Below are 11,367 nucleotides of genomic sequence, written 5' to 3' on the forward strand. Positions count from 1 at the left end.
CGAAGGCCGGGAACGACCACAGACGGGGGAAACGAACGAATGGGCAGCTACGTGCTCGGTCTCCAGGAGATCGACCGGGAGCAGGTCGCGATCGTCGGAGGCAAGGGCGCGCATCTGGGCGAACTCGCCCGGATCGACGGGGTCCGCGTGCCGCCTGGCTTTTGCGTGACGACGGAAGCGTTCGAGCGGATCATCGAGGGCGCGCCGGAACTGGCCGGACCGCTGGAGCGGTTGTCGAAGCTGAACCCGGACGACCGGGACGCGATCGTCGAGGGCAGCGCGGAGGTCCGGCAGGCGCTGGATGCGATCGTCATCCCGGACGACCTGGCCGCGGAGATCACCGACGCGCTGGTGGACGGACGCGCCTACGCGGTCCGGTCGAGCGCGACCGCGGAGGACCTTCCGGGAGCTTCCTTCGCTGGTCAGCAGGACACGTACCTCAACGTGCTCGGCGCGGAGGCGGTCCTGCGGCACATCAGCCGGTGCTGGGCGTCGCTGTTCACCGAACGAGCGGTGACCTACCGGCTGCGCAACGGCTTTGACCACCGGAAAGTCCACATGGCAGTGGTCGTGCAGCAGATGGTCTTCCCGCGGGCGGCCGGGGTCCTCTTCACCGCCGATCCGGTGACGTCCAACCGGAAGGTCGCCGTCGTGGAGGCCAGCTTCGGCCTCGGCGAGGCGCTGGTTTCCGGCTTGGTCAACGCTGACAACTACCAGGTGCGCGACGGCGTGATCGTCGACAAGGCGATCGCCGCCAAACAACGCGCCATCCTTGCCGTCGAGGGCGGCGGCACCGAAGAGCAGGAAATCGTCTCAGACCAGCAGGAACAGGCCGCATTGACCGACGAGGAGGTTCTCCGGCTCGTCGAACTGGGCCGCACGATCGAAGCGCATTTCGGCCGTCCGCAGGACATCGAATGGTGCTTGGCCGACGACGAGTTCCAGATCGTCCAGAGCCGCCCGATCACCACGCTGTTCCCGATCCCGGAGGGCGCCGACGGCGGAAACCACGTCTATCTCTCGGTCGGCCACCAGCAGATGATGACCGACGCGATGAAGCCGCTGGGCCTGTCGGTCTGGCAGCTGACGACCCCGCGGCCGATGGCCGAGGCCGGCGGACGGTTGTTCGCGGACGCCACCGCGTTGCTGTCCGCGCCCCAGAGCCGAGGCAGTTTCCTTGAAGTGGTGGGGAAAACCGACCCGCTGATGAAGGACGCGCTGGAGACCGTCCTTTCCCGCGAGGGCTTCCTCCCGCTGGCCGAGGACGACGGTCCCGGCGAGCGGGTCCCCGGCGCCGTACCGGCCACCATCGAGACCGATCCGGCCGTCGTCACCGAACTGATCCAGCACAGCGAGGCTTCCATCGCCGCGCTGCAACGCGAAATCGCCACGAAGTCCGGCAGCGAGTTGCTCGACTTCCTCTTCGAGGACATCAAGGAAATGCGCCGGATTCTCTTCGACCCGCGCAGCCACCAGGTGTTCACGGCGGCGATGCAGGCGTCCTGGTGGTTGAACGACCACCTGCAAGAGTGGCTCGGCGAAAAGAACGTCGCCGACACGCTCACCCAGTCGGTCCCGCACAACATCACGTCGGAGATGGGCCTCGCACTCCTCGACGTCGCGGACGTGCTCCGGACGCATCCCGAGGTCGTCGCGTTCCTGCAGGACGTCGAGGACAACGGGTTCCTGGACGAACTGCCGAAGCTGGCCGGCGGGGCGGAATCGCGCGCCGCGATCCAGGCGTACCTCGACAAGTACGGCATGCGCTGCGTCGGCGAAATCGACATCACCCGGCCGCGGTGGAGCGAACAGCCGGTCGCGCTGGTGCCGATGTTGTTGTCCAACATCAAAAACTTCGAACCGGGAGCCGGGAAACGCCGCTTCGAACAAGGCCGTCGGGAAGCGTTGGACAAGGCGCGGGAAGTCCTGGAACGCTTGCGTGCCTTGCCGGACGGCGAGGCGAAGGCCGAGGAAACCGAGCGGATGATCGAGCGTGTCCGCACGTTCACCGGATACCGCGAGTACCCGAAGTACGGCATGGTCAGCCGCTATTTCGTGTACAAGCAAGCCTTGCTCGGCGAGGCCGAGCGCCTGGTGCGGGCCGGGGTGCTCGACGAGCCGGAGGACCTCTTTTTCCTGCGGCTGCAGGAATTCCAGGAGGTCGTGCGGACGAACGAGGTCGACCGCGAGCTGATCCGGCAGCGCAGGGAAGCGTTCCAGTCTTGCGAATCGCTGACGCCGCCCCGCGTGCTCACGTCGGACGGCGAGGCCGTTTCCGGCAGCTACCGTCGCGACGACCTGCCCGAAGGCGCGCTGGGCGGACTGCCGGTGTCCGCCGGGACCATCGAAGGACGCGCCCGCGTCATCCTGGATCTCGCCGAGGCCGATCTTGAACCGGGCGACATCCTCGTCACGGCGTACACGGATCCGAGCTGGTCACCGCTGTTCGTGGCGATCACCGGCCTGGTGACCGAGGTCGGCGGCCAGATGACGCACGGCGCGGTGATCGCGCGGGAGTACGGACTGCCCGCGGTCGTCGGGGTCCAGAACGCCACGCGGCTGATCAAGGACGGTCAGCGGATCCGGGTCAACGGGACGGACGGGTACATCGAGGTGCTCGACGCTGGGTAGTGGATCTCCGGCCGCTGCGCCATTTGGAGGTAACCATCGTAATCAGTTCGTGATAGTTTCCGCGGCTGTGTCCTCCATTAGTGTGCGCGTCCGGGCTGTAGGTGTGACTCTCAGTGTTCTCGTCGGGGGTATCGGAGCAGCAGGCGGAACCTTCGCGCTGCGCTCCGGGCACCTCGGCACACTGAGCGTCGCTGTCCCGGAAACGCGCACCGACGGCGTATCCGCGGGTGCGCTGAGACCGTTCGCGGTGTCGCCGGCGTCCTCCACGTCGGCGACGCCGAGCACCACTGCGCCCGCGACCACGACGACGCGGTCGAGTTCAGCCACGCCCGCGCCGCCCCCGCCCCCGCTGCCGCCGTCCTCCACTGCAGAGTCCAAAAAGGACATTCCGACGAGCAGTAGCAGCAGCAGCCCGAAGCCGGCACCCCAGCCGCGCAGTACGCCGACGCTGGCGGGCCAGGTCCTCGCGCTGGTCAATGACGAGCGGGACAAGGCGGGCTGCGACCCGGTGACCGAGGAGTCGCACCTCGACAAAGCGGCGCAGGGGCACAGCGACGACATGTCCGAGCGCGACTACTTCTCCCACGACACCCCGGAAGGCGAGAGCTTCGCCGACCGCATCACCGCCGCGGGATATCCCCAGCCGGGCGCGGAGAACATCGCGAAGGGCGCGACCAGCGCGGACCAGGTGATGCAGATGTGGATGAACTCCAGCGGGCGCCGCAAGAACATCCTCAACTGCTCGCTGAAGAAACTGGGCGTCGGCGTCGCGACCGACGGCTGGTACTGGACCCAGGACTTCGGCTACTGATTCGGCCGCGGCGGAAGGCCGTACCGGGCCAGCACCGTCGCGCGCAGCTTGGGATCCGTCCGCGGAACCGGCTCGATGAACACCTCCGCGACGTCCGGGAACCGCTCGCTCAGTTCCTCCGCCATCCGCACGCACGCGCGTTCGAGGTCGGCGGCGCCGAGCGCGTCGTCGAAGTCCACGCGGGCGCACACCAGGACGTGGTCGGTGCCCATCAGCATGGTCTGCAGATCCACCAGCGCGTCGATTTCCGGCGCGGAACCCAGGTGGTCCCGGATGCCGCGGACCAGGCGCTGGTCCGCCTGACGGCCGATCAGCAGACCGCGGTTCGTGCTGCCCAGCAGGTACGCGACGCACGCCAGGAGCACGCCGATGAGGATCGACGCGATGCCGTCCCACACGTCCGAGCCGGTCAGCTGGTGCAGCCCGATCCCGGCGAACGCGAGCAGCAGCCCGACCAGCGCCGCCGAGTCCTCGAACAGAACCGTCTTCGGGGCCGGGTCGTCGATCATCCGCAGGTAGGCGAAGAACGTGCGCTGCTCGGCTTTCGCGTCGCGACGGACCTGGCGAACCGCCTGCGCCCACGACACCGATTCGAGCGCGAAAGCCAGGGCCAGCACGATGTAGCCGACGATCGGTTTCGTCTGCTCGGCGCCTTTCCCGAAAACGGTGGTGAATCCTTCGTACAGCGCGAAAACCGCACCGGAAGCGAAGATCGACACCGCGGCCAGCAGCGACCAGAAGTACCGCTCCTTGCCGTACCCGAACGGATGGCGGCGATCCGCCGGCCGCTCCGACCGTTTCAGCGCGGTGAGCAGCAAGACCTCGGTGATGGTGTCGGCGACCGAATGCGCGGCCTCCGAGAGCATCGCGCCGGATCCGGTGATGATGCCCGCGACGAGCTTCAGCACCGCGATCGCCAGGTTCACCCCGCCGGCCAGTACCACGGTGAGGGTGCTTTCGCCGCCGCCTTCCGATTCGTCGCTCACGCCGGAAAGCGTAATGGCCCCAGACGAAAACGGCCCTTCCAGCGCGAGGCTGGAAGGGCCGTTCTCAGTCTTGCTGACGAGTCAGTCGTCGCCCTCGGGCAACGGCGTTCCGGTCGGCTTCTCGTCGGACGGGACGTCCGGCTTGGCCGACAGCTCCGCGTCCGATTCGTCCAGCGACGGCGCGCCCGAGGCGACCAGCGCCGGCTCCGGCTTGCGCTTCACCGCGGTGAGCAGCAGCTGCGCGACGTCCACGACCTCGACCTTCTCGCTCGCGATGCCGTCGCTCTGGCGCGAGGTGACGCCGTCGGTGAGCATCACGCGGCAGAACGGGCAGCCGGTGGCGATCTTCGACGGAGCGGTGCCGAGTGCCTCGTCCACGCGCTCGACGTTGATCCGCTTGCCGATCTTCTCTTCCATCCACATCCGCGCGCCGCCCGCGCCGCAGCACATCGACCGGTCGCCGTGCCGCGGCATTTCGCGCAGCTGCGCACCGGACGCGCCGACGAGCTCGCGCGGAGCGTCGTAGACCTTGTTGTGCCGGCCCAGGTAGCAGGGGTCGTGGTAGGTGACGTCCTCGGCGACCGGCGCGACCGGCGTCAGGTGCTTCTCCCGCACCAGGCGGTTCAGCAGCTGCGTGTGGTGCACGACGTCGAACTGGCCGCCCAGCTCCGGGTACTCGTTGGCGAGGGTGTTGAAGCAGTGCGCACAGGTGACGACCACCTTGCGCGCCTTGCGTTCCCGGCCCTCGAACACCGAGTTCAGCACCTCGACGTTCTGCTGCGCCAGCATCTGGAACAGGAACTCGTTGCCCGCGCGGCGAGCCGGGTCACCGGTGCAGGACTCCTCCGAGCCGAGCACGGTGTACTTGACGCCCGCGATGTGCAGCAGTTCCGCGACGGCGCGGGTGGTCTTCTTCGCGCGGTCCTCGAACGCGCCGGCGCAGCCGACCCAGAACAGGTACTCGGCGTCGCCGAGGTCGCCGTCGAAGACCGGAACCTCGAAGTCGAGGTCCTCCGTCCACTGCAGACGGTCCTTGGCGTTCTGGCCCCACGGGTTGCCCTTGTTCTCCAGGTTCTTGAACATGCCGTTCAGTTCCGTGGGGAACGACGACTCGATCATCACCTGGTAGCGGCGCATGTCCACGATGTGGTCGACGTGCTCGATGTCGACCGGGCACTGCTCGACGCAGGCACCGCACGAGGTGCAGGACCACAGGACGTCCGGGTCGATGACGCCGCCGTCGTCGCCGACGAGCGCCTTCTGCGACTCGGCGATCGCGAGGACGTCGATGCCCGCGTACATGTTGTCGCCGGACAAGCCGATCTCGTCGCCGGCCATGTCGCGCTTGCCGCCCGCGAGCAGGTACGGAGCCTTCGCGTAGGCGTGGTCGCGAAGCTGCGTGATGAGCAGCTTCGGCGACAGCGGCTTGCCGGTGTTCCACGCCGGGCACTGCGACTGGCAACGGCCGCATTCGGTGCAGGTGGAGAAGTCCAGCCAGCCCTTCCAGCTGAAGTCCTCGATCGCGCCGACACCGAAGGTGTCCTCGTCCGGGTCGGCTTCTTCGAGGTCGAGCACCTTGCCCTTGCTCATCATCGGCTTGACCGCGCCGAGCGCGACGCCGCCGTCCGCCTCGCGCTTGAAGTAGATGTTGAAGAACGCGCTGAACCGGTGCCAGGCGATGCCCATCGTCATCGTGCGGGCCACGACGATCAGCCAGACCGTGGCGCTCATCAGCTTGATGAAGGCGAACACCGACACCAGCGCCGCGCTCGAGGGCAGCAGCTCGCTGAGCGGGTTCGAGACGAACGCGGCCCAGGTCGGCGTCTCGTGGACGTGCATCGCGGCCTTGCCCGCGCGCACGCCGATGATGCCGATGCCCTCGACGATCACCACGGCCTCGACGAAGTAGGCCCACTTGAAGTTCGAGCCCGCGAACCGCGACAGCCGGTCGGCGCGGCGCGGGTGGTTCAGCTGACGGATGATCGCGAGCGCGACGCCGCCGACGACCGTGCCGACGCCGAGCAGCTCCATCAAGAGGCTCCACAGCGACCAGTCCTCGAGGATCGGCCAGCCCCAGGTCGGGACGAACACCTCGCCGTAGGCCTCGAAGAGCGCGAGCGACCCGATCAGGAAGCCCCACATGACCAGCCAGTGCCACGGGGCGACCTGGCGGAACTTCGCCATGCGGGTGTGTGCCGCGAACTCCTTGATCAGGGTCATCAAGCGGGCCATGAACGGGCCGTTGCGCGTCGCGTCCGGCTGGCCGAGCTTGATCACCCGCACGAAGCGGGCAATGGTCGCGATGAACATTCCCCAGGCGACGATGCCCAGGAGGACGGAGATCCCCCCGAGCGTCAGCTGTACAGCGCCCATCGTCGGGTGCCTTTCGTCCGGTGTGGTGGTGCCGCCGCGCGAGCGCGCCGGTGCCGAGCAGGGTAACGCTTCTTACTGATGGGTAACCGGTCCGACGGTCCCAAGTCCCACCGATGTGGTGCACGCCTCGCTAGCAAGTGGGACGATCGTTCAGGTACTTTCTTCTGCTATGGGTGCTTACTTGTACCTCGCTTTGGCCATCGCCGCAGAAGTGACCGCTACGATTTCGCTCAAACTCTCGGAGGGCTTCTCGCGGCTGACGCCGTCGATCCTCGTGGTCGTCGGATACGGCTTGGCGTTCTTCGCGCTGTCGCGGGTGCTGAAGCTCGGACTGCCGATCGGGGTGGCCTACGCGATCTGGGCCGCGGCGGGCGTGGCGCTGGTCGCGCTGGTCGGAGTGCTGTTTTTGAAGGAGCCGATCAACCTCGCGATGATTTCCGGGCTCGTGCTCGTGATCGGCGGGGTGGTGCTCATCGAGGCCGGGAGCCAAGCGTGAAAATCCAGACCGACGGCCGCAAGGCCCGCGGCGAGAAGCGGCGGACCGAGATCATCGAAGCGACCCTGCGAGTGATCGAACGCGACGGCGTCGCCGGGGTCACGCACCGCACGGTCGCGGCCGAAGCGGGCGTGCCGACGACGTCCACGACGTACCACTTCTCCTCGCTGGACGACTTGCTCGTGGCGACCCTTATTTCGTGCGCGCGCGACATGGCGACCGAGGTGTACTGGATGATCGACCGCGCCCGCTCGCGTGGGAGCCGCGGCGCCGAAGAGGTGGCCGGCCTGCTCGCGGAGGCGCTCGGGCCTCGTCGCGGGCGCACGATGGCGGAGTACGAGCTGTACCTGCTGGCCGCGCGCAAACCCGAACTGCGCCCGGCCGCGCGGCGCTGGCTGGATGTGCTGACGTCGATGGTCCGGCACGACGACGAGGTCGCGTTCCGGGTGTTCCTCGCGGGTATTGACGGCCTGCTGATCCAGGGGCTGATCGACGACGAGCCGCCGTCCGCGGAGGAGTTGCGGCCGGTGGTGGATTACCTGCTCAAACCCGCCTGAATTCGGTGGAGCTTCCGGGACGCGGTCGGCTAGCTTGCCGGGCATGAGGGTCGTGGGTGAATACGAGGTCGACGACCGGCGGGAGCGGCTCGACCTCGACGTGCTGTGGGGATTCCTCTCCACCGAGGCTTATTGGGGCCGGTGGCGCACGCGAGAACAGGTGGAAGCGGCGGTCGCCGGGTCGTGGCGGGTGGTCGGCGCGTACTCGCGTTCGAGCGGCCGGCAGGTCGGCTTCGCGCGAGCCTTCTCTGACGGAGTGACCTCGGCGTATCTCGGCGACGTGTTCGTGCTCCCGGAGGCGCGCGGGGCCGGGCTGGGCAAGGAAATCGTGCGCGAGATGATCGACAACGGGCCGGGAGCGGGCTTCCGCTGGATGCTGCACACCGCGGACGCGCACGGGCTCTACCGGCAGTTCGGGTTCGCGGAACACGTGAAGGGACGGTTCCTCGAACGCGAGGGGGCTAACCGGGAGTCTCTTCGGTAAGTCCATTGTGGACGGAAAGGGCGGCGGCCACGACGTCGCGGATCAAGGTACGCGCGCTGCGGAACTGGACGAACGCGCGCCCCTGGGCGTTCAGGACGATCGCGCCCACCACGTCGGGTCGCGGTTGCGGTTCCGCCGCAACCGCGACCCCCGGCTCCCCCATCGGCAACGTCAGCCCTTGTTCTCGTAAACCGGCACCAACGTCGCTCGGCCCAGCGTGTGTCCGAACATGTTGAAGCCCAGGAACGCAGGCGTGGCGTCCTCCGGAACGTCCAACGTCTCCACGTCCAGCGCGTGCACCACGAAGAAGTACCGGTGCGGCCCGTGTCCGGGAGGCGGCGCGGCTCCCAGGAACTGCTTCACCCCGCCGTCACCCTTAAGCGTGACCGCTCCGTCCGGCAGCCCCGTCCCCGCGGAGTCACCGGCGCCAGCCGGCAGCGAAGTCACCGAGGCCGGGATGTTGAACACCGCCCAGTGCCAGAAACCGCTGGCAGTCGGGGCGTCCGGGTCGTACACCGTGATCGCGAAGCTGCGGGTGCCTTCCGGGAAGCCTTCCCACGCCAGCTGCGGCGAACGGTCCTCGCCGCCGGCGCCGAAGATGCCCGACAGATGCGCCTGGGCCAGCGTTTCTCCGTCGGCGATGTCCGTGCTGCGCAGGGTGAACGAGGGAACCGACGGCAGGTAGTCGTACGGATTGGGTGGCTGGGGCATGGGTTCCTCCTGATCCACGGGGCTCTCCGGCCGCCAGGTTAGGACCCTGGCCCTCCCGTCGCCGCCTCAGGGATGTTTCGGGGGGTTTACCGGATGTCCCCAGGGTGCCCCACCTTCTAACGTTTCTCGCGACAGCCGAGAGTGGTACTGGGGGGAACTGACATGGCACGCCCGCTTCTGGCACTGGCCGGCATCGCGGTGATCGGCGTTGGAATGGCGATCGGATTCGGCGGGTGGGGATTCGGGTCCACGGTTTCGCGGGACGCGACGCTGTCGCAGGAGATCCGCGGGGTGAAGCTCGAGAACGGCTCCGGTGACGTACGCATCCGCACGGCTCCCGGCGCGGCCCGCGTGCATCAGACCCTGCGCTACCACTTCAGCGGCCAGCCCGGCGACGCTTACCGCGTCGAGGGCGATCAGCTCGTCATCGCCGACTGCGGCCGCAACTGCACCGCCGACACGGAGCTGGTCGTCCCGGCCGGCATCCCGGTCACCGGCAGCTCCAATTCCGGCACGCTCGACTTCGCGGGCGTCGGCAGCGTCGACGTCACCGCCGATTCCGGGCGGGCTCAGGTGCGGGATGTCCCCGGGCTGGTCAAGCTGCAGATGGACAGCGGCGCGGCCGAACTGCACAACGTCGGCGAGGTGCGGGTGCACAGCCAGTCCGGCCGGATCGAGGGCGACGGCCTGCGCGGGCCGGTCGACGTCTTCGCGGGCAGCGGGCGCATCGAACTCGCGCTGGCCCAGCCCAACAACGTCAAGGCGCAGGCCGACTCCGGCCGCGTCGAGCTGACCGTGCCGCGCGGCGGGTCCTACCAGGTCACGGGCAACAGCGACAGCGGTCACCGGAGCATCGACGTTCCGCAGAACTCAGGTCCGGACGCGAAGACGCTCGAGGTCACCACGGACAGCGGCAGCGTCACGGTCAAGGCCGTCTGAAGGGGAGAACAGACACATCATGCGCAAACTCGAAACGCGGCTGCTGGCCGCGGTGCTGGCGGGCGCGGTGGGGGCGTTCGCGATCACCGCGGCAGTCGGCCACTCGCCTGAGCCGCCGGCCACGGCACCGGTCGCGGTCGTGGAAATCCCGGTGCAGCAGGGGGTCGTCCGGAACGCGGAGGCGGTCGTGCTCCGCACCGCGGCCGACGATCGGACGGCGCGCCGGGCATGAACCTGGCCGCTGCCGCGCTGACCCTGCTTCCGCTGGTCAGCGCGCCGACACCGGCGTTGACGTGGACGCCGTGCGGAGCTCGTCAATCCGGGCGGGCCGGGCGGATCCGGGGTCGGCTTCGTGCGCTTCGGCGGACTCGCCCCCAAGGTCATCGGCTCGGCCCGGAAACCGTTGCGAGACCGCTTCGACCTCATCGGCTTCGACCCGCGCGGCGTGTGGTTCAGCGATCCGAAGATCACCTGCGACCAGGCGAAGCTGTACGACCCGAAGATCGGCCTCTTCCCGAGCACGCGCCAGCAGTACGACGCCTTCGCCGCGCACAACCGCGCGGCGGGCGAGGACTGTCTGGCCAAGACCGGGCCGATGCTCGGGCACGTGGACACGCAGAGCGCCGCCGAGGACATCGACGCGATCCGCGCCGCGCTCGGCGAACAGAAGATCTCCTGGCTCGGCGTCTCGTACGGCACCGAGCTGGGCGCGGTGTACGCGTCGAAGCATCCGGACCGGGTGCGCACGATGGTGCTCGACGGTGCGGTCGACCATGCCCGGCCGATGCGTCAGGCGATGGTCGAGGAAGCCGCTGCCACCGAGGACGCCTTGCTGCGGTTCGTCGCGTGGTGCGACCGCTCGAGCGACTGTGCGCTGCACGGCAAGAACGCGCTCGCCCGCTACGACGACCTCGTCACCCACGGCGGGTACGCGAGAGCGCTGGGCCGCCAGGCGACCGGCGAGGAACTGGCCTCCGGCGCCTACGGCTACCTCTCTCTCCCCTCCCAGTGGCCGAACCTGAGCCGCGCGCTGGCGGACCTGGACGCGAGCGCGCTCGCGACGAACTCGCAGTTCGCGAGCGAGACGTATGGCGCGTACCGCTCGATCGGCTGCGAGGACTTCCCGTCGCCGTTCACCCGCTTGGCGGACCTGCGTGCGACAGCCACGACGATCCGCGCGGTCGCCCCGCACAGCTGGCGCTACAGCGAGTACTGGGACCTGTCCGCGGGCTCGCCGCGAGCATCGACGGATCGGCGCTGCTCATGTACTACGGCGACGGCCACACCGGGCTGCTCAACTCCGAGTGCGCGCGGCGTGCCGAGGCCAGCTACCTGGTGAGCGGCGTCACACCAGCGCGGGACGAATTCTGCGGGTGAAC

11 protein-coding genes and 1 pseudogene are annotated in these 11,367 nt (G+C 68.5%); 9 read left to right on the forward strand and 3 right to left on the reverse strand.

Annotated features, from left to right (window positions below):
* Nucleotides 1-39 precede the first annotated feature (39 nt).
* Nucleotides 40-2,631 carry a rifamycin-inactivating phosphotransferase gene (rph, locus tag ATK30_RS19730; protein WP_101436853.1) on the forward strand — a complete coding sequence of 864 codons (2,592 nt, stop codon included), beginning with the start codon at nucleotides 40-42 and terminating at the stop codon, nucleotides 2,629-2,631.
* A gap of 103 nt (nucleotides 2,632-2,734) precedes the next feature.
* Nucleotides 2,735-3,442 (forward strand): CAP domain-containing protein, encoded by a 708-nt coding sequence (locus tag ATK30_RS19735; protein WP_208637376.1) that lies wholly within the window; start codon nucleotides 2,735-2,737, stop codon nucleotides 3,440-3,442.
* Here ATK30_RS19735 and ATK30_RS19740 read toward each other — a convergent pair.
* Nucleotides 3,436-4,428, reverse strand: a complete 993-nt coding sequence (locus ATK30_RS19740; protein WP_101436855.1) for a cation diffusion facilitator family transporter — start codon at nucleotides 4,426-4,428, stop codon at nucleotides 3,436-3,438. The genes ATK30_RS19735 and ATK30_RS19740 overlap by 7 nt on opposite strands.
* A gap of 81 nt (nucleotides 4,429-4,509) precedes the next feature.
* The gene (locus ATK30_RS19745; protein ID WP_101436856.1) at nucleotides 4,510-6,801 is read right to left on the reverse strand and encodes a (Fe-S)-binding protein; all 2,292 of its coding nucleotides are present in this window, start codon (nucleotides 6,799-6,801) and stop codon (nucleotides 4,510-4,512) included.
* Between the two features lie 169 nt (nucleotides 6,802-6,970).
* On the opposite strand from ATK30_RS19745, the gene ATK30_RS19750 reads away from it, so the two are divergent.
* From ATK30_RS19750 to ATK30_RS19760, 3 genes are read left to right on the forward strand one after another with little or no spacing between them, the layout of a single operon-like run.
* Nucleotides 6,971-7,297, forward strand: a complete 327-nt coding sequence (locus tag ATK30_RS19750; protein WP_101436857.1) for a DMT family transporter — start codon at nucleotides 6,971-6,973, stop codon at nucleotides 7,295-7,297.
* Entirely contained in the window at nucleotides 7,294-7,854 is a 561-nt protein-coding gene (locus ATK30_RS19755; RefSeq protein ID WP_009085017.1) for a TetR/AcrR family transcriptional regulator, read from the forward strand. The genes ATK30_RS19750 and ATK30_RS19755 overlap by 4 nt, the downstream gene beginning before the upstream one ends.
* A 43-nt stretch (nucleotides 7,855-7,897) precedes the next feature.
* Entirely contained in the window at nucleotides 7,898-8,338 is a 441-nt protein-coding gene (locus ATK30_RS19760) for a GNAT family N-acetyltransferase (protein WP_101436858.1), read from the forward strand.
* A 171-nt stretch (nucleotides 8,339-8,509) separates the two neighbouring features.
* Here the strand turns inward: ATK30_RS19760 and ATK30_RS19765 are convergent, their stop codons facing one another.
* On the reverse strand, nucleotides 8,510-9,049 hold the full coding sequence (locus ATK30_RS19765) for a YbhB/YbcL family Raf kinase inhibitor-like protein (protein WP_101436859.1): 540 nt from the start codon (nucleotides 9,047-9,049) through the stop codon (nucleotides 8,510-8,512).
* A gap of 162 nt (nucleotides 9,050-9,211) precedes the next feature.
* On the opposite strand from ATK30_RS19765, the gene ATK30_RS19770 reads away from it, so the two are divergent.
* The 4 genes and pseudogenes from ATK30_RS19770 to ATK30_RS46245 all read left to right on the forward strand — a co-directional run bounded on the left by ATK30_RS19770 (nucleotide 9,212) and on the right by ATK30_RS46245 (nucleotide 11,365).
* Nucleotides 9,212-9,988 carry a DUF4097 family beta strand repeat-containing protein gene (locus ATK30_RS19770; protein WP_101436860.1) on the forward strand — a complete coding sequence of 259 codons (777 nt, stop codon included), beginning with the start codon at nucleotides 9,212-9,214 and terminating at the stop codon, nucleotides 9,986-9,988.
* A gap of 19 nt (nucleotides 9,989-10,007) precedes the next feature.
* Nucleotides 10,008-10,220, forward strand: a complete 213-nt coding sequence (locus tag ATK30_RS19775; protein WP_101436861.1) for a hypothetical protein — start codon at nucleotides 10,008-10,010, stop codon at nucleotides 10,218-10,220.
* 120 nt (nucleotides 10,221-10,340) lie between these two features.
* Nucleotides 10,341-10,805, forward strand: a pseudogene (locus tag ATK30_RS46240) (alpha/beta fold hydrolase); the annotation flags it as partial.
* Between the two features lie 446 nt (nucleotides 10,806-11,251).
* Nucleotides 11,252-11,365, forward strand: coding sequence for an alpha/beta hydrolase (locus ATK30_RS46245; protein ID WP_244194666.1), 114 nt, complete (start codon nucleotides 11,252-11,254; stop codon nucleotides 11,363-11,365).
* The last annotated feature ends 2 nt before the right edge of the window (nucleotides 11,366-11,367 follow it).

This window comes from Amycolatopsis echigonensis (assembly GCF_002846615.1).
Classification (GTDB): domain Bacteria; phylum Actinomycetota; class Actinomycetes; order Mycobacteriales; family Pseudonocardiaceae; genus Amycolatopsis; species Amycolatopsis echigonensis.